This window comes from Pseudoalteromonas lipolytica, from assembly GCF_001306915.1.
Lineage (GTDB): Bacteria > Pseudomonadota > Gammaproteobacteria > Enterobacterales > Alteromonadaceae > Pseudoalteromonas > Pseudoalteromonas simplex.
The window spans coordinates 265,342-289,040 of record NZ_LJTC01000003.1 but is presented as its reverse complement, the minus strand read 5'-3'; the positions used below and the strand labels follow the sequence as shown (position 1 = coordinate 289,040).

Here is a 23,699-nt window from a genome sequence, read left to right as displayed (position 1 = left end):
CAGTATTTGGTGCAAACTTAACTAAGTTCTTGTTTATGAGACCCTAAGTTTGCAAACAGCCTGCCCTAGTTGTGATGTGGTCGTTGAGATCCCACATTTAAATGCAAAACAAGTAGCGCTTTGCCCACATTGCAATACTAAGTTATCAACATCACAAGCCTGCCAAGACAGTACAGTGGTCGCATTGAGCTTAAGCGCAATAGTCATGCTTTTAAGCAGTATGTTTTATCCTTTTTTATCTTTCACGAGTAGCGGTATTACACAAACCATTACGCTTCCTGATGCTGCGCGTATTTTATTCAATTACGATAACGATTTTTTGGGTCTATTTATTGACATAAGCATCATAGGCTTACCTATGTTGTTATTACTATTGATTATTCCGCTACATTTAGGTGTATTAAAAGTACTACCTTATTTGTGGGGCAAAAGATTGTTAAAAACCACCTTTGCTTTAGAGCCTTGGATCATGTCCGAGATTTTCTTAATCGGGGTGATGGTCAGCATGGTGAAAATAATGTCAATGGCAGACATTGAATTTGGTGTAAGCTTTTGGTCCTATGTGGCATTTGTGGTTCTATATGTAGCAACCATGGCGAAGTTAAATAAACACTATCTTTGGAAGCAATTAAGAGAGCCCGCATATATAGATCAAACAATTGCAAACACACGAGCTATCGATCAAGGACTGCGTGCTTGTCATGTTTGTGGCCAATTATGTAATACTGAAATTTGCTCGCGATGTGACACAAAAACCTTTACCCGCAATCCTTATAGTGTACAAAAAGCGTTTGCTTGGTTGATCACATCTGTCGCTTGCTACATCCCAGCCAACATCTACCCAATTATGTATACCACCAGCCTAGGTGATGAAATGCCTTCTACGATTATTGGTGGTGTGATGATTTTGTGGAATAGTGGTTCTTATCCAATAGCCATGATCATATTTTTGGCCAGTGTAGTTGTTCCCCTTGCCAAAGCGCTAATCTTAAGTTTTTTATGCTATATGGTGATGAAGCCTGCAAATAGACAAACAAAAGGCTATACACGTATCTACCAATTAACTGAATTTATAGGTAAATGGTCAATGATTGATGTATTTGTTGTCGCGATTCTAGTAGCCTTAGTACAACTAGGAAATTTAATGTCTGTGACACCAGGCATCGGCACAATATTTTTTACCACTATGGTAATTTGCCAAATGTTGGCAGCCCATGCATTTGATCCACGCTTACTGTGGGACAGCCCTGCTAATTTAAAGAAAGTAAAACAAGAGACTCTGGCATGAGCGAAAACGCTAAAATAAAATCAGCGCCAAATATTTCGGCTATTTGGATAATTCCGTTAATAGCCCTACTAATAGGCGCATGGATGTTATACCAGTATCAGGCAAATAAAGGCACCACTATCTTTATAAAAATGCCTCATGCGGAAGGTATCGTTGCTGGCAAAACTGAAATAAAAGTACGTAGTGTAAAAATCGGCCAAATTAATCATGTACGTCTGTCAGATCAGCAAAATAGTGTAATTGCAAGAGCTCAAATCGATAAACACTATGATGACCTATTAACTGACGATGCAAAAATTTGGGTCGTTAAACCACGAATTGATGATACAGGTATTACTGGAATGAGCACTCTGCTCTCAGGCGTATACTTAGAATTTGCACCGGGTGAAAGCAAGAAGCTAGCGGATAAGTTTGAACTTCAGGATGAACCCGCATTAATTGGCAATGATGTTAAAGGTGGTCGTTTCACACTGCTTAGCTATAACGCTGAAGTACTTGATGTAAGTACGGGTATTTATTTCAAAGATTACAAAATTGGCCAAATAGAAACTGCAACCTTTGACTGGAAAAATCAGGCCATGAAATATGGCATTTTCATTAATGAGCCTTATCAAAATTTAATTACCTTAAATTCTATATTTTGGGTGAACTCAGGTATCGAAATAGACCTATCAGCTGATGGAATTAATGTAAATACAGGTTCATTAAGTAAGTTACTTAAAGGTGGAATTTCTGTAGGTATACCTGAGCAGCAATCTCCTGGTGAAGTCGCCACTAATGGACACAGTTTTTCATTAAGTAATAGTTATAAAGCCGCGTTAGAAGAGCGCTTTTATGACTTTGATTATTACTTAATCGATTTTGAGCAATCAATTCGTGGGTTAAGAGCTGGGGCACCTGTTGAATACCGTGGTATGCGTATTGGTAGTGTGGTTGAAGCACCAGCAAGTGTCATGATCGACGGCAAGCCTGCACACTTTAGAACTGACAATACCGCAGTACCTGCCCTTATTAAAATTGAATATGGTCGTCTTTACCACGACAGTACAGCTGCACGCGAGTTTTGGCATTCAAGCTTAGATAGCTGGATTAAAAATGGCCTTAGAGCCTCTTTAAAGCCAGGAAACTTACTTACCGGCGCCGTATACGTTGACTTAGACATTTATGATAACGCGGAACCTGCCGAATTAAAGACTATAGCCGATTATACCGTATTCCCAAGTGTATCGAGTGGTATTACGGTCATAGCTGACCAAGTATCCGATGTGTTAAATAAAGTGAACAACCTTAAGATAGAAGACAGCTTGGCACAAATGCAAACTACGTTTTCTGAGTACCAAGAACTTGCTCATGACATGCGAGAATTGATCAATAAACAAGATACCCAAGATTTACCCGGTGATATAAATCGCAACTTTGCTGAAATGACTAAAAGCATGCAACAGTTCGATAAAACCATGAAACAATTTGAAAAAACCATGGCAAGTTACGAACAGGGTTCGGCTTTCCATCAGCAGTTACAAACCACCTTGTCCGAATTTAAACGTTTAAGTGAAGAGCTACAACCACTTACACGAGGCTTGAACCAGCAACCTAATATGTTGATATTTGATAAAGAACTACCCGCAGATCCAACGCCGAGGAAACAATAATGAACTATAAACGCTGTGTTTCAATCGCAGCAGTGCTGTTACTTTCGGCCTGCAGTCAGACGTCATTCTCAACTATTGAGTATTATCAATTTTCGCAGCCAATCGTGAATATGCAGCGGTTAGCTGAAAATACGCAAGCTCAGCTAAGGATCAACACAGTACAATTACGTGGTGCGCTTAATAATCGCGGTATTGCTATGGTACTCGAAAACAACCGAGTCAATGCTGCTAACTACCATTTATGGAGTGAATCACCCGATTTAATGTTAACAGCGAGTGCCCATCAACAGTTATACACCGAACTAGATAATTGGATGGTAATAAAAGGCTTGCCAGTGATCACCGATTTAGATCAACAAAGCTATTATGAATTAGAATATGAACTACATCACTTTAATGGCGATGAGCAAGGTAATGCTAACATTGCAGGGCTTTGGCGTTTGTACTATGCAAGCCCTAAATCGGGCCGAAAGTTAAAAGCGGTTAATTACTTCAATGAGCTTACACCATTACAAGCAAGTGATTACGAAGGGCTTGTCGCGACACTTGAGTCAACGTGGCTAAAGGTCAACAAACAGGTTGCAAACGAAGTATCACAGCTTGCTCTTTAATAAGAGTTTTAGAGGCTGATTGTCATCGTTAATGATGACATCGCCTATAAACTCAAAACCAAGTTTCTGTAACACCTTCTGTGAACCAATATTTGTTTGTGAGGTTATTGCAGCAAGCACACCAAGCTCTAAAACGTGTTTTTTTGCCATCAATAACCGAGCAGCAGCTGTAATAATACCCTTGCCTTCATATTTAGCTAACAAGGCAAATCCTAAATCAGGGATAGCTAACGCATCGCGCTGAAAGAGCCCCACCATTCCAACCGGTGTATCATCAGCTAAACAAACAATATAACTGCCAAAGCCAAATTGCTGGTGGCTATTTATAAACGTTTGTTGAATATAATGCTCAGCTTGTGCGGGCGTATTAATATTTTTATTACCGATATGCTCTAAAAATGTTGTTTGGTTTAAAAGCTCAACTATAAAGCTCGAATCATCTGGCTGCCCAGCGCGCAAATATATATCTAACATTTATTAAAACACCCTACTCACGACATCATTGGTAAAATTAAGGCAGTCAAGAACCCGCTCTTTTTGTACTTTAGATAACTCATCAATATCGAAGTAGCCATACTCTGTGTGCTCATTACTCAACATTATCTCAGCGTCCTCAGCCATATGAGCACGAAAAATAAACGCATGAGAGTTAAACGCGGTGTGATAATAAACGCCACTTAAATAAGCGATATCTACATCACAATTAAGTTCTTCTTGGCATTCGCGAAGTAACGCTTGATGAATGGTTTCACCTTTATCTAAAGCGCCGCCAGGTAGCCCCCAACTTTTTTGACCGTAATCAGCTTTTAGTAATAACACCTGACCTTGGTTGTTGGTGATAACCGCATGGCTACTGAGTCTGTAAGTATCTGAAAATGCCATAATCCCTTTGCTCAATTAATAAAAAGTGACGTTATAGATGAGTGTAAAATAATTATCATCGCAATTAAAATTGTTATTGACTAAATTAATATTCAGGATTATTTTTCTTTCGATGTTTTGGGCAAAACAAAAGCAGTATACCCTCTATACTGTCTGGCGCCAGCCAACGCAGGCACTTTCCCTATAGGGTCCATAAAAGTGTGTTCGCGTAAAGCAGTTAATTGAGTCAATAGACTTTTGATTTCTCTAAGCAATCTCGTATTGCTTAACTGTGTGAAAATTATAATGCAAGAACCTTCTGCGTTAAGTTTACTACCGCCAGTATTGGTGGTGGTTTTGGCCGTATTTTTACGCCGCCCTATTTTATCTTTACTAATTGGTGCTTTATTTGGTTTAGCCATGCTAGGTACGACCGCTGTGTTAGCCAATTTTGCTGATATTTCATTAAAAGTAATGCAAGACGAAACCATTGCCTGGCTAATTCTAGTCTGTGGTGGATTTGGTGCATTAATCGCTTTATTAGTGAGAACCGGGGGTGCAAGTGCATTCGCCGAATTAGCGTTAAAATTTGCCAAAGGCCAGCGTTCATCGTTAGTAATGACCTTTGTGCTAGGTGTAATTATTTTTATCGATGATTACCTAAATGCATTAACCGTCGGTGAAACTATGAAGCGTATCACCGATAAGTTTAAAATTAGCCGCGAAATGCTCGCTTATGTTGTTGACTCAACGGCTGCGCCTATTTGTGTGCTTGTACCACTCTCTACATGGGCCGTTTTTTTTGGTGGCTTGTTAGTTGATAATAATGTTGCACCAGAAGGTCAAGGTATTGCTGTATATATCCAAGCAATACCTTACATGTTATATGCTTGGTTTGCAGTCATTGTGGTATTACTAGTTAGCTTAAATGTCATTCCTGCTTTTGGTCCGATGAAAAAAGCACAACTACGTGCCATGAATAATCAAATCGAAATATCAAATAGCCAGTACACAGATGTTCAAACAGCGGATGAATACGCAGTAAAAGCAGCAGAAGAAAACTTTGAAACAGCCGCTTCAAACGGCAAACTCTATAACTTTTTAGTACCGATAGTTTTACTTGTTGCGTTTACTGTTTACTTTGACATTGACGTCTATAAAGGGCTGCTGACAACCTTTACCGTTGTTTTGCCTTTTTATATGTTACAAAAGTTGATGACATTGTCAGAACTCGTTGAGCGTATGCTCGATGGTTTTAAAAGCATGATCCCCGCTATTGGGACTGTGGTTGCAGCATTTATATTTAAAGATGTGTGTGACCAATTAATGCTACCGCAATATGTCATAAATACCTTGAGCCCTTATATGACAGCACAGTACCTACCTGCCGTGGTGTTTTTAGCAATGGCAGTACTTGCTTTTGCAACGGGTTCAAGCTGGGGAATTTTCGCAGTAACTATTCCTATTGTAATGCCACTGGCTTACGCAATTGATGCCAATATTCCTTTAGTGATTGGTGCTTTGTTATCGGCGTCGTCATTTGGTAGTCAAGCGTGCTTCTATTCAGATTCCACCGTACTTGCTGCACAAGGCTCAGGGTGTGATTTAGTCAGCCATGCTATCACGCAACTGCCTTATACCTTACTTGCTGCAACTGCTGCATTTATAGGATTTTTGCTGATCGCATAAATCAAAAAGCCCAAGCAATAGCTTGGGCTTTTGTTTATCAACTATTAAATTAGTTTTGGAATTTAATGCCTTTGTAAAAACTTTCTAAGTTTTCAACTTTTGTTTGGCTTTTCAGATCTGCAAATGGCTTGTCTGCAAACTTACTACCACGCATTTGAATGTTTAAACGCGCAGCTTCACTATTGAGCATCGTTTTCTTGTAATAATCTTTCAGATCAGCCAATGTCACTTTTTCAACTTCAGCGATAAGCTTTTCTTTAGAGTCAAACTTAAAGTTCTCACGATACCAGTCTGTAATAAGTGGCGACATTTCATCACTTAAATTCTTAGGTTGCTCTTTTAAAGACACAAGCGTTGCATTTTTAAGTTGTGCAAATGTTTCTTCTGTCATGTTATCAAGCTCAACTGCGTATTGCTTTTTAAACTCATCAAAGCGCGCCTGCATCTCTTTAGGGCCTTTAACCGGTGTTTGAATGTAAAGACCTAATGCAGAATAATCTTCGATTGGACGCGCTAACGCACCAACCGCATAAGCTAATTGCTCTTCAGTACGTAACTTATCAAACGCTACGGTTCTAAAGTGGCTTTGTAAAATTTGTGCCTGTGCTTTTTGTTTATAGCCAGGGGTTGGGTGAACAACCATGTCAATGATTGCTACATCAGCTACATCTATATCTTTTTGTAAAACGATACGCTCACCAGGCTGAGGCAACCAGGCTTTACTTCTAGCAAACTCGGTCGCTTTATGACCCTTTGGTAAAATAGCGGTTAGTTTACTCGCAATAGCGTCAACATCATTTTGGTTATAGTTACCAAACGTGAATACGCGTAAGTCATTGGCAGCAAGTGTTGATTGCTTAATATCTGCAAAATCAGCAAGAGTTAGCGCATCTGCCGCAGCAATCAAGGTTTCGGTATCAAATTTACCACTACGAGTAAGCTTAGAGTACTCACCGAATGCTTGATAGAACGGGAACTGTTTTTGCTGATTTAGTAAATCACGCTTAAAACGATCGATTGCTTGGGCAAAACCTTCTTCAGACACCTCTAAGGTTAGATTTTCAAGCGCCTGAGCTAAAAGGACATCTTGTTTATCAGTGAAACCACTAAGCGATAATACAAGGCCATTACTTGGCTGTAACCCTAAACTCATACCTGCAACAGCGGCTTCTGTGCTTAATTTACTTTGTTGTAAGTTATAAAGATCAGCCCAAATTGAGTAAAGAACCTGTGATTTTACATTCACAAGGGCAACTGGCGTATTAATATAAACTTCAACAAGACCTTTAGGCTGCTCAGCAAACTGCTGACTTGCTTGACGCCAAACTTTAACGCCTTGCTCATCAAATACGAGTTCAGGATGCGCTTGTTGTTTAAACTCAGCTGTTTTAATTGCAAAGCTTTCAGGTAATAAGCGGTTTACTGTTGGTAATGCTAACGCGTATTCACTTGGTTTATTCCAGCTTGCAACTTCTGACTCGCTGATATCTTCAATACGATATTTACCATCGTAAAAATGCAGCTGTGAATCTGTCTCTTCTTGTTTTGAAATATACCAAATACGTAAAGTATCTTCGTTTAATTGCGAAAGGACATTTTGCACCGCATCTGCATCAAACTTGGCATAATAATAAGGTGCGTTAATTGCGTTGTTCACAGGGAACTTTTGCATGCTATCAGTTAAGTTACTTACATAACCAAACTCATCCCCTTTTTCTAGGAATTGAAACGAATTGTTTAACGATGTACGAATTTCATTAAAGTATTTGCTATCAACACCCTGCTCTTTGATAAGTGCAATATATTGCATAACCATAGCAACAATTTCTTCGCGGTTTTGCATGCCGGCATCAGTCAATTCAATATCAACTGTTAAGCTTCCGTAGTTCCCATATTGCGATGGTGAAGCAGAAGACGATAAACCTGATACCCAACCTTTATCACGTAGTATTTGTGCTGGGCTGCCTTGCATTTCGTTACTTAAAAGGTAAGAAACAAAACGGTTTGGTTTTACTGCAAACTGTGAACTGTTATCAGCAATAGTGAATTCTAATTGCAGTTGCTTTACGTCTTCATTCGGTGCGTAATAAACACGTTTACCGCCAGCTTCAGAGAAGTCTAACTTATCAGTCACCGTTGGCTTTTCGATATTTTTATTTTCAATATCAGCAAAGTACTGTTTTGCTTTTGCTTCCATCTCAGCAAGTGGACGATTAGAAATCATCGCCACTTTCATAATGTTCGATGAATAGTATTTGTTATAAAAAGCAACGGTTTCTTTATGAAGATTGCTGCCTTCTTTATCACCTAGTGTTTCTAGGTTACCAATCAAGAAGCGGTTAGCAGGATGTGAGCCCATCATTTGACGTGCCAGTTTAAATTGGCCAAAAAAGTCCATTTCACGACGCATTGACCACTCTGCGTTTACCGCATTTTTTTCTTTGTCTGTGTACTCAGGGTAAAGCTTTGGTGATTTAAAGAAATCTGCAAAACGGTCAAGTGCTTCATCGTAGGCATCATTGTTCACTTTGAACATGTAGTTTGTGATATCTAACCAAGTGTAAGCGTTATGAGCACCGCCATTTTTAGTCATAAAATCACTGTAACCTTTGGTGTCTGGGTAACGATCGGTACCAAGGAACAGCATATGCTCTAAATAGTGCGCCATACCTTGTTGCGACATAGGGTCGTGCAATAAACCAACACCAACACTCAATGCAGCAGCTGATTTTTCAGCACTTGGATCTGAAATTAAAATTACATCAATTTCATTATCAAGTTTTAATGTTTTGTACTCACGGGTATCGTTTGGGCTGATAACTAACGAGTCTGGAATAAGGTTAGTATTAGCAGCAGGAGGCGTTGTGGTAGAAGTAGAAGAGCAACCTGCTAACACTGCAAAAGCGATTGCACTGAGTCCCATTATTTTTTTCATTATTTTGTATCCATTAGGAATTGAATAAATTTTTATTTATCATGTGTTTTCGAGCGCCGCAATTCAATGCTTTTGAGCTAAGTTACAGCAAAACTTTGTAACACATTGTGAAAATGCAGTACTTACGGTTAAAATTAATAGCAATAACTATAACAAAGGATGAGCTATGGAAAAGTGGCTAATTGTAGCAATGTTCACTCAAGTCTTTCTGACATTCATTGTGATGTACATTATGGGTAAACGCCGCTTTCGTGCGGCAAAACAAAAAACCATTGAGATGAAAGACTTCTTAACAATGGAACTTGAAAAGGCTGGGGATAATGTTCGCGTAGCAGACCGTAACTTTATCAATCAATTCGAAATGCCTGTGCTGTTTTTTATTGCCTGTTTAACAGCTCTGCAAGTAAATGCTGTAGGTACTGTTTTTGTTGCCCTTGCTTGGGTTTATGTTGCATTGAGAATTATTCATAGCGTAATACACTTAACTTCAAACACCTTGAAGGCGCGCTATTATAGTTTCGTTGTCAGTAGCTTTATAATGCTTATAATGTGGGTGCTGATTTTAGTTAGAATCTTTTAATAATCATCAATACAAAGAAATAAGGCGCTTTTTAGCGCCTTATTAACTTTTTGGGTTGGAACTATTTACGACGAGCAAAGCCTGCTAGGGCTAATAAAGATAGCATCCATGCAAGACTACCACCTGAACTACTACCGCCGTTGTCTGAAGCGTCATCTTCATCAATCAGCGTGTTTTCTTTTGGTGATAAAGAAGCAGATGAATAAGGGTCATCGTCAATCACAGTTACACTGTTAATGTAAAATAAGTTTTCACCACTAAAACCTGATGTTGTATCTGGGCACTGCTCTTCATTTAAGTTTACTACTGGGATCTCTCCACAATGTACTAATTCTGTGATTTGCTCTATCACAGCCATACTCTGGACAGTTACCTCGCCAAAAACGGTAAAGCCACCATTTTGTAAGTCAAGATTTGCGCTGTTATCTTTTAAATTAAAAAACCACTGACTGGTTGCACTGTTAGCATTGCCACCAAGCTTAGCCATTGCAATGGTACCTTTCACATTAGACAACTCTGGTTCATTAGTAATAGCGTCTGCGGTGTCTATCGCATCAAAGTCAGTACCAAATTTAAAACCCCCACCTTGTAAAATAAAGTTATCAACAGAACGATGGATAACGGTGCCATCGTAGCTACCATCTGCAACATAATTTAAAAAGTTCTCAACTGTAACAGGTGTCTGTTGATCATAAAGATGAACCGTAATGCTACCCAGGTCCGTTTGCATTTCGACAATAGTTGCATTCGCTGTAAAACTGCTAGCCAATAAAGCTGTTGCAAGTAGATGTTTTTTCATTGTTTATCTTTCCTGATAATTTTTATTATAAAACTGCAAGAAGCTTAAACAAAATAGACAGGTGCTTAAATAGCAAACAAAACAGTTACACAAAACGCGTCAAATCAATTACATCTCAGTTACATTAATTTACACTGTGTATTCATTATGGTTATAAAAAGTTTAAAGATTAAATCAAAATCGTCTTATCAAATAGGCTCAGTTTGTTAGTATCTGCACGACAACAATGAACACACAGGAATGAACCATGGCGAATGAAGAGAACGCAATATGCGATTTTGGCCTACACCAAGGTGAGCCTTATAGTAAGTTACCCGCTAGTTTTTTAAATTGGATGGTCGGCAATAATCATCTTAAGTCTCATTATGCAGAACAAGAACTACAACGAAGACAACTTGCCGCAACAGGACAACTAAATACAGAAAATAGCGACAAAAGTTTATAAAAGACATTTAATTTAAACTTAAGTCGTTTAAACTAAGCGCATAATTAACCTACTGCTCTATTCAGGCAAACAATTATGCGTTTTTTTTTACTAACATCGCTACTGGTTACCCTAACCGCGTGTAGCTCCTCTTCTAACAATACAGATTCAGCCCAATATTTCACTCTGCTCCATACTAATGATAATCACGGTCGTTTTTGGCATAACGAACATGGTGAATATGGTATGGCTGCTCGCAAGACTTTAATTGATCAATTAAGAGCCGATGCTAAAGCACAAGGACATGCAGTTTTACTGCTGTCTGGTGGCGATATCAATACAGGTATTCCTGAATCAGATCTACAACACGCAGAACCGGATTTTAAAGGTATGTCTGTAATTGGTTACGATGCCATGGCAATTGGTAACCATGAGTTTGATAACCCGCTGGCTGTACTCGATAAACAGCAAAAATGGTCTAACTTCCCTTTTTTATCAGCCAATATCATAGATAAAACGACCGGTGAAACTCGTTATCAAGCATACAAAATCTTTGAAAAAAACGGACTCAAAATAGCTGTCATTGGTTTAACCACAACAGATACAGCAAAAATAGGTAACCCGCAGTATATCGGTGGCCTAGAATTTAAAGACCCTACAGAAGTGACTGCAAAGTTAGCCCCAAAAATTGAAAAGCAGTACAAGCCTGATATCACTATTGCTGTAACGCACATGGGTCACTATGTTGATGCTAACTTTGGTATTAATGCACCCGGTGATGTGACTATGGCGCGTAACTTACCAAAAGGAATGCTAGATATTATTGTCGGCGGTCATTCACAAGAGCCGGTGTGTATGAAAGAAGCCAATGTTGCTGACGAAAGCTTTATGCCAGGTAAAGCGTGTAAGCCTGATCAACAAAACGGTACTTGGATCATGCAAGCCCATGAGTGGGGTAAATATGTGGGAAAAGCTGAATTCAAGTTAGAAAACGATGAATTAACTCTGCTTAATTACTCACTTATTCCGGTAAACCTTTATATCGATGATGAAAATGGCAATAAACAGCTAGCGGCTGAGTACATCGAGCCAAACAAAAACTTACAAGACATGCTCGCGGTTTATCAGAAAAAAGGTGCAGCACAAATTGCTGGTAAAATAGGTAACGTGGATGCAAAACTTGAAGGTGACCGCAATAAAGTACGCTATGAGCAAGTAAACTTAGCACGCGTTATTATTGCTGCACAAATGCAGTCAGTGGGTGCTGATTTTGGTTTGATAAGCGGTGGCGGTATTCGTGATAGCATTCAAGCTGGCGATGTCAGTTATAAAGATATTTTAAAAGTTCATCCTTTTAAAAACCGTATCACCTATATTGATATGACAGGCCAAGAGCTATATGACTACTTGCAGGTTGTTACTTCTTTCCCACCTGATTCAGGTGCCTACTTACAATACTATAAGCTAAGCTTCAAACGCGATAACGACACTTTATCTGATGTTAAAATTGCTGGTAAACCACTTGATATGACTAAAACATATCGAATGAGTATTAATAGCTACAACGCCTCTGGTGGTGATGGCTACCCTACGCTTACCAATAAAAAAGGCTTTGTAAGTACAGATGATACCGATGCACAGGCATTAAAACGTTTCTTTGAGCAAAATAGCCCTGTTAAAGCGGCTGATTACACTCCTAAGCAGTTTTAGATACCTAATCATCAATATCTAAATAGATAAAGGGAAGTCAGTGACTTCCCTTTTTACTTTAAAACTAGATTATTTCCCTATGACTTCAATATCGGTGATCTCAATCGACTTCAATCCGTAATGATGTAATCGAGAGCGTGAACCTTCACCATGGGCTTTAGGCGGATAATAGGTTTCTTTTATCTCAAGCTGGTCTTGCCAAACTTCATCAAGGGCTGCCCGAATTTCGCTTAAAGTTTTTTCTAAGCTATTGGTAAAGTTTGGTCGTTTACGTATTGTGTGACCAAGCTCAACTAACCGGTAAAAATACTTGTTCGCTAAAGTCAGTAATTCTTCTGGTACATCTTTATTTTGATTAAGCACTACGTCTGGTTGCTCAATACAAAACTCAACTAAAGCGAGATAAAAACACAATGGTTTATTCGCAAGGGCCACTGTTTTATCGACATCGCAACTAGCAGCCAAGGTTTTATTTTGAAGATCGACTATCAATTTAGGTTTTTCTTCTATCTGAACTGCGACTTCAGGTTCGTTTTTAGCTATTTGAATCTTGGTTCGTTCACTGATAAATAATAAGTAGGTAAATGTAGATGCAAATAAGCAGACCAGAATGAACACAGCTATATCGTTTTTATCTAATAAAGAAGATGCGATAACAAAGCTAACCGTTAATGATTTTTGAGGTGCATGTAATTGCTTAGTAATTAAATCAGCACGAGCAGGATATTCCGAAATACCTTCAATAGAGTAAACCATCACGCCTGAGTCTGCTAATTGAGCATTAAGACGCGTGATATAATTGAGTACCATGTCTCTACTACCGGAGTGCTTCAAAAAACCATCTGGTAAATTTAAATGGTTTAAATCAAGAGCAATACGGTTTTCAACTTTTGCTAAAGTCAGTGCATCATTAGTTGTTGTCTTATAAGCTTTTGCAATAATGAAGGTAGCAAATAATACCAAGCAGCAGCTTAAAAATATTGCGCCATAAACAAGCTTAATTCTAATTGGCAGCATTGCTATCCCCTACTTTCATTGTTTGCTGAGTCGAGTCACATTCCCAAAAAGACTCAACATGATTAAAGTAATGAGAATTTTGATTGTGTGCCAATAGGGTTAACTGCGCTTGAACTGCACATAAAAGGTCGGTGTTCTCGTCCTGCATTTTTAAATACCAACGACTGCCACTTATATTGTCGCGTATAGGCGTAATATAATTTTTAGAAAAACGTTGTTGATCACTGTCTTGCCAATAAGAAGAAATTAAATCAACCTTTCCGCTGGCAAGCAGCTCTCTTAACTCAGTATGGGAACTAGCGTAAGTTATATCTAGGTTTTCTAGGTTGATATCTAATTTTTTAAATAGCTGCTTTGGTAAAATATGTCCTGAGCGACTGGTTGGGTAATCAAGTAAACCAATGCGTTTATCTAAAAAGTAGCTCTTATCAATTCTAGGTTTTTCTTTACTCGAAATTAAATAGGCAGTGTAATCAGGAAATCCAACAACAGCTTGATAGTTGTAAGTTGACTCCGCCATAAAAGCGTTAATTAAATTTTCTTTAGCAAGGATTAAATCAGCAATCCCTTTGCCTAAAAACTCAATCGTGTCTGAGGTTTTATAACCCCAATAAGAGGTTACCTTGCCATATTGTTTACTTATGATGTCATCATTGCATAAGGTTTTAGCAACATCCTCAGCCAACACTTTGCCCGATGAATACACCACTAACTCGTTAAGGTTAACCTCTGATTTGGTATCACATTGAAAAGACGTTTCAATAAATGCATCGATATCAGAAACAGCCGGTTTACCCTGCAAAATTCCGATATAAAAAAACAAAATAACTGATAGAAACAAAAATGTAACAATCGACGATTTTTTTATTAGTATTGTTCTTAAATTCAATTTTAATAGCCAACAACGCTCCGTTGTCTCTATTTGAACAATTATTCTTACTTATTACAACAAGTAATTTTACTTGAATAATTTAAACCATTGATAAATAACATATATGAACAAGAAATTATGAATCTTATTGAGTCCTTTCTATTTGATTTTAAATTCAGGAAAATATGCCACAAGAAATCGTGCTTCATTGCACATTCATTTTGGACACTGAGTCAATGTTACAAAAAACAATAAAAATGTTGCTGTTATCAACACCAGTTATTTCAGCAGTGTTAAGCACCCCTGCAAATGCTTGGGGTCAAAATGGTCATCGTATTGTTGGTGAAATTGCATCTAAGCATATTACAGACACCACTAAACTAGCATTAGTTCCTCTACTCGATGGTGACTCACTAGCACAAGTTGCAACGTGGGCTGATGAAATGCGTTCTGCTCCAGAAAATTTCTGGCAAAAGAAATCTTTGCGCTGGCATTACATTAACTTTAAAGAAGGCGATGCTAAACCCCATTACGATTCAGATGCCCATCATAATAAAGAAACCGTGTCAGATATCCTTGAAGGCATGGAATACTCAATCTCAGTTTTACAAAACCAGAAAGCCTCACTAGCTGAAAAACAGTTCGCACTGCGTTTTTTAGTTCATCTAGTTGGTGACAGCCACCAACCTTTTCATGCCGGACGCGGTGAAGATCGTGGTGGCAACAATATTTCTGTCACATTCTTCGGTCAAGATACCAATTTACATAGCCTATGGGACACAAAACTCATTGAAAATGAAAATTTGTCCTATACTGAGTTTGCGCAATTTATAAATACAACAAATCAAGCGTTAATCACGGACTATCTTGCCAGTTCACCTAGCGATTGGTTAATAGAATCAAATAATATTGCAAATTCACTGTATAACGAAAATGAAACAAACGTAAGTTATAGTTATATCTACAAAAACTTACCCATTGTTAAAACTCGCCTACAACAAGGCGGTATAAGATTGGCTGGTTTATTAAATACGTTATTTGATAAATCAGCAAAACCGTTAGTAAAGGCACTTAAGATGCCAACTGACAGCAAACTATAAATGAAACATAACCTCTAACACGGGAAATAACATAATGAAAATCCAACTCCGCAAAACAGCTCTATCACTTGCTATTGCAGCATGTGTTGGTGTGAGTGGTGCAGCGTTAGCAAATGAAACAACATCTGCTATCAAGGGTCAAATCAAAGGTCCTAGCGGCAACCCTGCTGCTGGCACTAAGATCACTATCGTTCACTTACCTTCAGGTTCAACTAAAGAAACTGAAACGAACGATGCGGGTTACTTCACAGCAAAAGGCCTACGTGTAGGTGGTCCTTACCGCGTTGTTGTAGATTCTGACGTATTCGCAGATCAAACATTCAACAACATTAACCTACAAGTGGGTGCTGACTACCCAGTTAATGTTACGTTAGAGAGACAATCTGATGTAGAACAAATCGTAGTTACTGGTCGCCCTATCAGCCGTATGTCTGGTGGTACAGGTCCTGCTGCAACGTTCACTCTTGAAGATTTAGAAAACCAACCAGCTATCAACCGTGATTTAAAAGATATCATCCGTATCGACCCACGTGTAACTATCGATGATAGCCGCGGTTCAATCAACTGTGGTGGTGGTAACCCACGTTTTAACAGCTTAACCCTTGACGGCGTTCGTATGAACGATAACTTCGGTTTAAGCTCAAATGGTTACCCAACTATCGGTGCTCCTTTCTCTTTCGATTCAATCGAGCAAGTTGCAGTTGAGCTAGCACCATTTGATGTTCAATATGGCGGTTTCACATCATGTAACATCAACGCAGTTACTAAATCTGGTGGTAACGAAGTACACGGTGGTGTTTTCTTCGATTACACAAATGATTCAATGAAAGGCGATAAAATCGAAGGTGAAGACTACGACAACGGTGATTACACTGAAAAACGTTACGGCTTCAACGTTGGTTTACCACTAATCAAAGATAACCTTTTCTTATTCACCTCATACGAAAAAGTTGAAGGTGTAAAACAATACGAGTATGGCGGTTTAAACACAGGTAGTGTTTCAGCTGCAGACGTTGCTCGTGTACAGCAAATCGCACAAGACGTATACGGTTATGACGCAGGTGGCATGCCATCTAGTGCTCCAGTAGAAGATGAAAAAATCTTAATTAAGTTAGACTGGAACATCAACGATGACCATCGTGCAAACTTAATCTATAACTACAATGATGCTTTCACGCTATCTCAATCAGATGCATACAGCGATACAGTAGCTTTAGATAATCACTTCTTCAAGCAAGGTGCTGAGTTTACATCAATCATCGGTTCACTATACTCAGATTGGTCAGACAACTTCTCAACTGAAGTTCGTATTGGTAAGTCAGAGCTAGATGCAACGGTACAATCTTTAGATGCTGCAAGCAGCTTTGGTGAAATGCAAATTGATACCGCTGACGGTGGTACTATCTACATTGGTCCAGATGACTCACGTCAATCAAATGACCTAGACTATGAGACAACGACTGTAAAACTTGCAGGTACTTACTACCTTGATCAACACACGATTACCGGTGGCTATGAGTACGAAAAGCTAGACGTATTTAACCAATTCGTACAGCATACGCAAGGTGAGTGGCGTTTTAACTCTGTAGATGATTTTGAAGATGGAATTGCTGATGGCTTGTACTACAACAATGCTGCGGGTACAAACAACCCGACCGATGCAGCTGCAAGCTTCTCTTATGCACAACATACTTTCTATGTGCAAGATGAGTACAGCTTCACAGATTTAGATGCTACGTTAACATTTGGTCTTCGCTATGATAAATACACAAGTGATGACTCACCTAATTACAACGAGAACTTTACAAACCGCTACGGTTTCAGCAACCAAGCAACATTTGATGGCATCGATTTAATTCAACCACGTGTAGGCTTTGAATGGTATGCAACAGACTCGTTAGAAGTACGTGCAGGTGTAGGCCTATTCTCTGGTGGTAACCCGAACGTTTGGTTATCTAACTCGTACTCAAACGACGGTATCACTAATATTAGTACCGATATTAAAGATGTAGACGGTGTTTATTATCTAGATGAAGAACAAAGACAAGCACGCCTAAACCTATTTGACACTCCAAATGTTAATGGTGGTACTCCAGGTTACGAAGTACCTCAAGATTTATATGATAAAGTTGCTAACACTGAAATAGGTGCAGGTGACTCATCAGTAAATGCTGTTGACCCAGACTTTGAAATGCCATCAGAGTGGAAATACTCAGTAGGTGCAACATACACAACTGAAGATGAATACGTTTTCTCTCTAGATTACTTATTCACTAAGCGTAAAGATGCTGCAATTTTACAAGACATCGCATTACAAGATTCAGGCAGAACTACATTTGACGGTCGTCCAATTCTTGAGTCTATCGAAGGTCGTAGCGGTGACTTACTGCTGACTAACGTAAGTGGTGATAGCGGTGAGTCTCACATCATTTCTGCTGCAATGAGTAAGCGTTTTGATAACGGTATTAGCGTACAACTTGCTTATGCTTACACTGACTCAACAGATGTAAACCCAATGACTAGCTCTGTAGCGAGTTCAAACTACGGTAACATGGCGACATACGATCCGACTAACCCAGGTGCACACACATCTGATTACGAGATCCCTCATCGCTTCACAATGACATTAGGTTATACAACTGAGTTGTTTGATGGCTACAGCACACGTTTCAACTTATTCAGCGAAACGTTCAAAGGTCTACCTTACAGCTATACATATAACGGTAGTGACGGTGTTTGGGGTGATAGCAACTCTAACCGCAGCCGTCAGCTAATGTATATCCCTGAAGTAAATGACCCTAACGTTGTTTACGACATGACACCTGAAGAAGTAACTGAGTTTAACCAGTGGATTTCAGCTCAAGGCCTTGAACGCGGTGAAATCGTTAGCCGTAACAGCCAAAATGCTGATTGGTTCACTAAAGTTAACTTCAAGATGACTCAAGAGTTACCTGGTTTCATGCCTGGTCACAAAGGTGAAGTATTCTTCGTTATCGATAACTTAACTAACATGTTAAACGATGACTGGGGCGTACTTAAGAAAGGTAACTTCGTTGGTAACCGTATGATCAAAACATCAATCGATGACCAAGGTCGTTACGTATACTCTGACTTCAGCCCTAACAATGGTAAAACTGCAACTCAAAGCGGTGCATCAGTTTGGGAAATGCGTGTAGGTGTACGTTACACATTCTAATAACGAGTTAAACTTGTTATGAAGCAAAAGCCCGCCCCTACTGGCGGGCTTTTTACGTTTTGGAGAAAGTTAGGGAGTTGCTAGTTACGAGAGTAAAGCTACTAGGGGAAAGTTAGCAAGCGTAAAGCTCCAAGAGTAAAGTTAGCGAGTTGCTAGGTAGCAGCGATTTTACATCGCGCCCTTCTACATAAAACCTAGAATCTAACACCTGATAAATCTTTTCGTAGGACTGGCTTTAGCCGGGAATGGTTGTAGAAATGAGATACGAGATACGAGAGGAAAATAAGCCAGTACCAAGATTAAAGCTTGAAGTAACAAATTAATGCATTTATATGAAGCAGATTTTACATCGCGTCTGAGGGCTGATGTTTAACTCGATCTAAGATTGTTATGTAGGTCGTCATTTATGGCGACAAATGTTTAAACACCAAATGATGACGGGCTAAAGCCCGACCTACACTGATATGTAAATGCAGGCCAATGAGACCTGCACAGTTATGTCTATTTAAGCTGCGTAAACCGCAAGTGGATGTGTTGTATTGATAGAAACATGCACTGCATCACCTGGACGTACCATCACTTCATGGCTAACACGGCTTGTCACCACAGTATCACATGCCAGTTTAACAGCGCATAAGCGGCTGCCACCTTCGTAACGGACCCATGTCACTTTACCATTGCTAGTAGCTGCATTTTGAATAAGATTAATATCATCAGGGCGAAGTAATACATCAACCTTCGCGGTTTCATGATCAACCTTAATAGCTGGGGCATTACCTAAATCAGTGGTGGCGATATCACCTTCACAGTTACCGGCAATGAAACTTGCTTCACCTAAGAAACGTGCAACAAAGCGATTGCTTGGTAAGCTAAAGCAGCGTTCAGGGGTATCTATTTGCTGAATAATCCCTTCTTTCAGTACGCCAACTCGGTCACCGACAGATAAGGCTTCTTCTTGGTCATGGGTTACCCAAATAGCAGGTACACCCGCATCTTTTAATGCATTACGAATATCCCAACGAAGGGTGTCTTTTAAAGCTGCATCTAAGTTTGATAACGGCTCGTCAAGTAATACGAAGTCAGGTTCGTGAGCTAGAGTACGCGCAAGGGCTACACGCTGCTTTTGACCACCCGATAAAGTAGCAGGCTTTTTATCACGAAAAGCTTCAAGACCCAGTAATTTAATCCAATGATCTGCTTTCGAGGTATCGGTTAATCTAAAGCAAATATTTTGCTGCACTGTTAAATGCGGAAATAACGCAAAGTCTTGAAAGACCATACCTACTTTACGTTTTTCTGGTGGTACTTTTAATTTGGGTGTTGCACGCCATGAGCCTAAATTAATTTCGCCTTCGCTGATAGGAATAAGCCCGGCTAACGCTTGTAAAATTGTACTTTTACCACAGCCAGTTGGACCAACTAGCATGAGGATCTCACTTTCCCCAAGTGATAAGTTAAGTTCACTTACCACACGATTGCTACCATAATCGATAGACAGCTTACTAACTGATAGCATTAAACTGATCCTTAATGTTCTAATTGACTGCGCTTTTCGCCTGAGAGCATTATAGCTAAGCCACATGCTGATATCACTACTAACAAGAGCCCAGGTATTGCAGCGCGACCGAAATAACCGGCTTCATAAACACGCCATAAATAAGTTGATAGGGTTTCAAACCCTGTTGGGCCGAGTAACAATGTTGCTTCAAGCTCTCGCATTGATTCTAAAAATACCAAGGCTGCACCAGCAATAATACCGCGCAGTGTTAAAGGCAAGGTAATACGCATAAATGCTTCACGAGGGCTGGCACCTAATACACGTGCCGATTTGATTAAGCTAGAATCTAAGTGTTCTGTGCTGGTTCGTACAGAGCCAACTGCCAGCGGTAAAAAGCGCAGCACATAGGCAATCACTAATAATGCCAGAGTTTGGTATAAAAGCGGTAATTGCAGGCCACCATAAACAAGCGCCGTCCCCATCACTATACCCGGAATACCAAATCCGAAATAAGTTACCCGTTCCATAATGCGCCCTACTTTACCGCTTAAGGCAGCATGCGCTACAGGCACAGCAACCACAACAGCGACAATAGCCGCAATGCCAGATGCATAAGCTGAGTTCCACGCAATGCTGAAATCAAAATCAGCAACACCATCACGGGCAAGCCAAAGGGTAAAAATGGCTAACGGCAAACAAATAGCCAATAATAAAACAGGTAGAAAAGTCACCAGCATGGCTAACTTTTGCCCGTTTGATGGAAATAACATTAGCGGTCTACCGTGGCGCTCTGAAGCTGTTTTAATTTGTGATTCGATGAACAGTAAAAAGCCTACTATTACCATTAATTGAAGCGACAACATCGCTGCACGACTTAAGCCAAAGGCGTTATATTCAACATAGATTACCCGAGTAAAGGTATCTAGGCGCATCATCGCCGGTGTACCAAAATCTGATAGGGTATAAAGTGCAACCAGTAATGAGCCCGCCGCAATACCGTTTATTACACGCGGTAATATGACTTTAAACACACTCATCGGCATCGACATGCCTAAAGTGCGAGCCGCGTTTACCATGCTGGCATCGAGACTAAGTAAAGACGAACGCGTTGTTAGCATCACAAACGGAAATGTGTATAGCGTCATTACAATGGCAGCCCCCGTTAAGCCATACATAGGCGGGGTTTCAAAGCCTAGCAGCTGATTTATCTCACCACCGGGGCCAAATGCTGCATATAAAGTAAACGCGCCAATATAACTTGGAATAGCAAGTGGCGCTGCAAACAAAACAAGCCAAAGCTTTTTAAAAGGAAGTTGAACATAGGCACTAATAAACGCCAGAGGCACGCCAATTAAAATAGAGCCTAAAACAGTTAACACCATAAGTGATAAAGTGTTACCAAGAATTTTTAAATTATGACTATCAAAAACAGCCGTCGCATCACTGGCTAAGGTGATCAGAATATAAACTGGCACTAACGCCAAAAGCGCTGCAAGCAGCGCCATGGGATAAGAAGCAGGTATGCGCATTATAAAATACCGCTACTGCGCATAAGGTCAAGTGTTGGCCTTAAATCTGCCAATTGAGTTAAATCGATTTTCGGCGGTGACACATCCGTTAATGCTGGTAACCCAGCAGGCTGTTCAATGCCCTGGATCAATGGAATTTCGTACGCTTCACGTGCTAAGTAACTTTGTACTTCAGAACTTAGTAAGTAGCGCATAAAGTTCATTGCATTTGGGTTGTCTGTCAGTGATAACACACCTGATGCATTAACTAAACAACCGGCATCTTGATTGGTGAATGCTAGATCAAGATTAGCATCAGGTTTACCTGACTTAAGACGTAACGTGTAATAATGGTTTGCAAAACCGATATCCACTTCACCACGCTCAACAGCCATCACTACGCCAAGCTCGCCTGCATAAGTTTTCGAACGTTTTTGAACTTTCTTAAGCCATTTAGCGGTTTTATCTTCACCTTCAAGAATACGCATTGCCGTGACAAATGATTGGAAAGAAGCATAAGCCGGTGCCCAACCAATAGATAAATCGCTATCAGCAATGGCCATTATGCTCTCTGGGATCTGATCTTTACTTAGGCGCTTAGTGTTATAAGGCAATGTACGAATACGACCTGTCACTGGTGCCCAGCCCGGATAACGAAACTGCGGTTGTAACTGCGCCTCTAAGTCAGATGGTAGCGGTTTAGCTAAACCTGCATCTGTGACTAAGCCAATCGCACCAGAGTCAACCGCCCAAAATAGATCAGCACGTTTAACACCCGCTTTCGCTTCTGCCACAATCATGTTGGCAAGTGCAGCAGTTGGGCCACGGCGAATAGATAAATTAAGTTTTGGGTTTTTCTTTTGGATTGATTGCAGTACGTTTTCGTACAAACCACCTTCACCACGGCCTAAATATAAAGTTAGGTCACCCTCTAGGGCTGGTAAGTCTTTCACTGAAATTGGGCTTGCAGCAGAGGCTGCAAAGGCACGAGAAAGAGGTAGCGGCATTGCGCCTACTACCCCAAACGCAGCCAGGCCTTGAATAAAGGTCCTACGCTTCACTAAAATACATCCTTACGTGCTTTTTCGGCTTCTTCTAGTAACACCTTAGCGCGATCTAGTTTTTCTTGCATATCAACAACCACTGCACGGACTTGGTCAACAGACCCTTTATCAGAAATAGCTTTAGGCAGGGTTACGTTAAAATCTTTTTCGAGTACTTCTACTAACTTCGCATCTTTTTCGATAAGTGTACCTTCAACACCTTCAAATAAGTGAAGGTAAGTATCGTGTACAATTTGCGTTGCTTCATCGCTTAAACGTTCTGCGTATTTTGCAACAACACGGTCTAATTTATGTTTGATCTCATCGATAGTAGCGCTTTGCGTCATTGTTTCAGAAGCAGTTGCTTTTACAGCTTTTAATAAGCCTTTTTGCTGGAAGTCAGCAGCAAGTTTAACAGCTCCAAGACCCTGCCACAAGGCAGCATTTAAGGCCTTTTGGTGTTTACGTACTTCGCTTGCTGGTTTTTTGTCATCAATAGCCATTTTGATACCATAAATGCCTTGCCAGATTGATGCATAAACCGGCACATAATTCGTTTCAATCGCACTGTGAAACTTTACTGATTCCCAGTATTCAATTAAATCATCGCTTTTAACTGCTTTTGCGCCTTTTGTTTCATAATCGGTAACCATGGTGTCAACTTTACCGACCATCCACTCAACGTCTTCTGAGTAATCTTTTAAATTTTCTTTTAGATGATTAACGTGCTCACCAATTGGGCCATTTGCCAATACAGGTTGGGCAATAAAAGTAGATGCTAATACTAGGCTAAGACCTAGTGTTTTAACGGTGTTTAACGCTAATTTCATAGGGGGGACATCCAAGTTTCTAATTGTAAATGATAGCCATTATCATATATGTATCGATTGTCTAAATCAATTGCTATAAAGCCTTGA

The 23,699-nt window shown here is 39.8% G+C and carries 20 protein-coding genes; 10 read left to right on the top strand and 10 right to left on the bottom strand.

Going from position 1 to position 23,699, the window contains the following annotated elements; all coding sequences use genetic code 11:
* Positions 1-49 precede the first annotated feature (49 nt).
* The 3 genes from AOG27_RS06550 to AOG27_RS06540 are packed head-to-tail and all read left to right on the top strand — an operon-like array spanning position 50 to position 3,551.
* Positions 50-1,288 (top strand): PqiA/YebS family transporter subunit, encoded by a 1,239-nt coding sequence (locus AOG27_RS06550; RefSeq protein WP_054552208.1) that lies wholly within the window; start codon positions 50-52, stop codon positions 1,286-1,288.
* A complete protein-coding gene (gene pqiB / locus AOG27_RS06545; RefSeq protein WP_054552207.1) occupies positions 1,285-2,940 on the top strand; it encodes an intermembrane transport protein PqiB in 1,656 nt (551 codons plus the stop codon). Before AOG27_RS06550 ends, pqiB begins: the two co-directional genes overlap by 4 nt.
* Entirely contained in the window at positions 2,940-3,551 is a 612-nt protein-coding gene (locus AOG27_RS06540) for a PqiC family protein (RefSeq protein WP_054552206.1), read from the top strand. The genes pqiB and AOG27_RS06540 overlap by 1 nt, the downstream gene beginning before the upstream one ends.
* Here the strand turns inward: AOG27_RS06540 and AOG27_RS06535 are convergent.
* Together AOG27_RS06535 and AOG27_RS06530 are read right to left on the bottom strand one after the other, a co-directional pair.
* A complete protein-coding gene (locus tag AOG27_RS06535; RefSeq protein ID WP_054552205.1) occupies positions 3,534-4,025 on the bottom strand; it encodes a GNAT family N-acetyltransferase in 492 nt (163 codons plus the stop codon). The genes AOG27_RS06540 and AOG27_RS06535 overlap by 18 nt on opposite strands.
* 3 nt (positions 4,026-4,028) lie before the next feature.
* Complete coding sequence (locus AOG27_RS06530) at positions 4,029-4,433, bottom strand: NUDIX hydrolase (protein WP_054552204.1); 405 nt, start codon at positions 4,431-4,433, stop codon at positions 4,029-4,031.
* Positions 4,434-4,718: 285 nt separating this feature from the next.
* On the opposite strand from AOG27_RS06530, the gene AOG27_RS06525 reads away from it, so the two are divergent.
* A complete protein-coding gene (locus AOG27_RS06525) occupies positions 4,719-6,101 on the top strand; it encodes a Na+/H+ antiporter NhaC family protein (protein ID WP_054552203.1) in 1,383 nt (460 codons plus the stop codon).
* Positions 6,102-6,150: 49 nt separating this feature from the next.
* Here the strand turns inward: AOG27_RS06525 and AOG27_RS06520 are convergent, their stop codons facing one another.
* Positions 6,151-9,036 (bottom strand): insulinase family protein, encoded by a 2,886-nt coding sequence (locus AOG27_RS06520; protein WP_054552202.1) that lies wholly within the window; start codon positions 9,034-9,036, stop codon positions 6,151-6,153.
* A gap of 166 nt (positions 9,037-9,202) precedes the next feature.
* Between AOG27_RS06520 and AOG27_RS06515 the strand changes: the two genes are divergently transcribed.
* Positions 9,203-9,616 (top strand): MAPEG family protein, encoded by a 414-nt coding sequence (locus AOG27_RS06515; RefSeq protein WP_054552201.1) that lies wholly within the window; start codon positions 9,203-9,205, stop codon positions 9,614-9,616.
* A gap of 61 nt (positions 9,617-9,677) precedes the next feature.
* On the opposite strand, the gene AOG27_RS06510 is transcribed toward AOG27_RS06515, so the two are convergent.
* The gene (locus AOG27_RS06510; protein ID WP_419177725.1) at positions 9,678-10,355 is read right to left on the bottom strand and encodes a peptidylprolyl isomerase; all 678 of its coding nucleotides are present in this window, start codon (positions 10,353-10,355) and stop codon (positions 9,678-9,680) included.
* Between AOG27_RS06510 and AOG27_RS21965 the strand changes: the two genes are divergently transcribed.
* The 3 genes from AOG27_RS21965 (at position 10,324) to ushA (ending at position 12,549) form a co-directional block, all read left to right on the top strand.
* Complete coding sequence (locus AOG27_RS21965; RefSeq protein WP_365995968.1) at positions 10,324-10,431, top strand: AgrD family cyclic lactone autoinducer peptide; 108 nt, start codon at positions 10,324-10,326, stop codon at positions 10,429-10,431. The two genes, AOG27_RS06510 and AOG27_RS21965, sit on opposite strands and share 32 nt — an antisense overlap.
* Before the next feature lie 231 nt (positions 10,432-10,662).
* Positions 10,663-10,860: a hypothetical protein gene (locus AOG27_RS06505; protein ID WP_054552199.1), complete on the top strand. Its 198-nt coding sequence runs from the start codon at positions 10,663-10,665 to the stop codon at positions 10,858-10,860.
* A gap of 75 nt (positions 10,861-10,935) precedes the next feature.
* A complete protein-coding gene (gene ushA, locus AOG27_RS06500) occupies positions 10,936-12,549 on the top strand; it encodes a bifunctional UDP-sugar hydrolase/5'-nucleotidase UshA (protein ID WP_054552198.1) in 1,614 nt (537 codons plus the stop codon).
* 69 nt (positions 12,550-12,618) lie between these two features.
* Here ushA and AOG27_RS06495 read toward each other — a convergent pair whose 3' ends face one another.
* Both AOG27_RS06495 and AOG27_RS06490 read right to left on the bottom strand, forming a co-directional pair.
* Positions 12,619-13,566: a hypothetical protein gene (locus AOG27_RS06495; RefSeq protein ID WP_054552197.1), complete on the bottom strand. Its 948-nt coding sequence runs from the start codon at positions 13,564-13,566 to the stop codon at positions 12,619-12,621.
* Positions 13,553-14,455, bottom strand: coding sequence for a hypothetical protein (locus tag AOG27_RS06490; protein ID WP_054552196.1), 903 nt, complete (start codon positions 14,453-14,455; stop codon positions 13,553-13,555). The genes AOG27_RS06495 and AOG27_RS06490 overlap by 14 nt, the downstream gene beginning before the upstream one ends.
* 218 nt (positions 14,456-14,673) lie before the next feature.
* Between AOG27_RS06490 and AOG27_RS06485 the strand changes: the two genes are divergently transcribed.
* Both AOG27_RS06485 and AOG27_RS06480 read left to right on the top strand, forming a co-directional pair.
* The gene (locus tag AOG27_RS06485) at positions 14,674-15,537 is read left to right on the top strand and encodes a S1/P1 nuclease (protein WP_054552239.1); all 864 of its coding nucleotides are present in this window, start codon (positions 14,674-14,676) and stop codon (positions 15,535-15,537) included.
* A 34-nt stretch (positions 15,538-15,571) separates the two neighbouring features.
* Positions 15,572-18,733: a TonB-dependent receptor gene (locus tag AOG27_RS06480; protein WP_054552195.1), complete on the top strand. Its 3,162-nt coding sequence runs from the start codon at positions 15,572-15,574 to the stop codon at positions 18,731-18,733.
* Between the two features lie 505 nt (positions 18,734-19,238).
* Here AOG27_RS06480 and AOG27_RS06475 read toward each other — a convergent pair.
* From AOG27_RS06475 to AOG27_RS06460, 4 genes are read right to left on the bottom strand one after another with little or no spacing between them, the layout of a single operon-like run.
* On the bottom strand, positions 19,239-20,249 hold the full coding sequence (locus tag AOG27_RS06475; RefSeq protein WP_054552194.1) for an ABC transporter ATP-binding protein: 1,011 nt from the start codon (positions 20,247-20,249) through the stop codon (positions 19,239-19,241).
* A gap of 11 nt (positions 20,250-20,260) precedes the next feature.
* Positions 20,261-21,760 (bottom strand): ABC transporter permease, encoded by a 1,500-nt coding sequence (locus AOG27_RS06470; protein ID WP_054552193.1) that lies wholly within the window; start codon positions 21,758-21,760, stop codon positions 20,261-20,263.
* Entirely contained in the window at positions 21,760-22,800 is a 1,041-nt protein-coding gene (locus AOG27_RS06465) for an extracellular solute-binding protein (RefSeq protein WP_054552192.1), read from the bottom strand. The genes AOG27_RS06470 and AOG27_RS06465 overlap by 1 nt, the downstream gene beginning before the upstream one ends.
* Positions 22,800-23,612 (bottom strand): hypothetical protein, encoded by an 813-nt coding sequence (locus AOG27_RS06460; RefSeq protein WP_054552191.1) that lies wholly within the window; start codon positions 23,610-23,612, stop codon positions 22,800-22,802. Before AOG27_RS06460 ends, AOG27_RS06465 begins: the two co-directional genes overlap by 1 nt.
* Between the last annotated feature and the right edge of the window lie 87 nt (positions 23,613-23,699).

Bases quoted from the DNA above. Each gene is read 5' to 3' on its own strand.
- AOG27_RS06480 (WP_054552195.1), top strand. From the start codon at position 15,572: ATGAAAATCCAACTCCGCAAAACAGCTCTATCACTTGCTATTGCAGCA.
- AOG27_RS06470 (WP_054552193.1), bottom strand. From the start codon at position 21,760: ATGCGCATACCTGCTTCTTATCCCATGGCGCTGCTTGCAGCGCTTTTG.
- AOG27_RS06505 (WP_054552199.1), top strand. From the start codon at position 10,663: ATGGCGAATGAAGAGAACGCAATATGCGATTTTGGCCTACACCAAGGT.
- AOG27_RS06475 (WP_054552194.1), bottom strand. From the start codon at position 20,249: ATGCTATCAGTTAGTAAGCTGTCTATCGATTATGGTAGCAATCGTGTG.
- ushA (WP_054552198.1), top strand. From the start codon at position 10,936: ATGCGTTTTTTTTTACTAACATCGCTACTGGTTACCCTAACCGCGTGT.
- AOG27_RS06460 (WP_054552191.1), bottom strand. From the start codon at position 23,612: ATGAAATTAGCGTTAAACACCGTTAAAACACTAGGTCTTAGCCTAGTA.
- AOG27_RS06525 (WP_054552203.1), top strand. From the start codon at position 4,719: ATGCAAGAACCTTCTGCGTTAAGTTTACTACCGCCAGTATTGGTGGTG.
- pqiB (WP_054552207.1), top strand. From the start codon at position 1,285: ATGAGCGAAAACGCTAAAATAAAATCAGCGCCAAATATTTCGGCTATT.
- AOG27_RS06485 (WP_054552239.1), top strand. From the start codon at position 14,674: ATGTTACAAAAAACAATAAAAATGTTGCTGTTATCAACACCAGTTATT.
- AOG27_RS21965 (WP_365995968.1), top strand. From the start codon at position 10,324: ATGCTACCCAGGTCCGTTTGCATTTCGACAATAGTTGCATTCGCTGTA.
- AOG27_RS06535 (WP_054552205.1), bottom strand. From the start codon at position 4,025: ATGTTAGATATATATTTGCGCGCTGGGCAGCCAGATGATTCGAGCTTT.
- AOG27_RS06520 (WP_054552202.1), bottom strand. From the start codon at position 9,036: ATGAAAAAAATAATGGGACTCAGTGCAATCGCTTTTGCAGTGTTAGCA.
- AOG27_RS06540 (WP_054552206.1), top strand. From the start codon at position 2,940: ATGAACTATAAACGCTGTGTTTCAATCGCAGCAGTGCTGTTACTTTCG.
- AOG27_RS06515 (WP_054552201.1), top strand. From the start codon at position 9,203: ATGGAAAAGTGGCTAATTGTAGCAATGTTCACTCAAGTCTTTCTGACA.
- AOG27_RS06495 (WP_054552197.1), bottom strand. From the start codon at position 13,566: ATGCTGCCAATTAGAATTAAGCTTGTTTATGGCGCAATATTTTTAAGC.
- AOG27_RS06530 (WP_054552204.1), bottom strand. From the start codon at position 4,433: ATGGCATTTTCAGATACTTACAGACTCAGTAGCCATGCGGTTATCACC.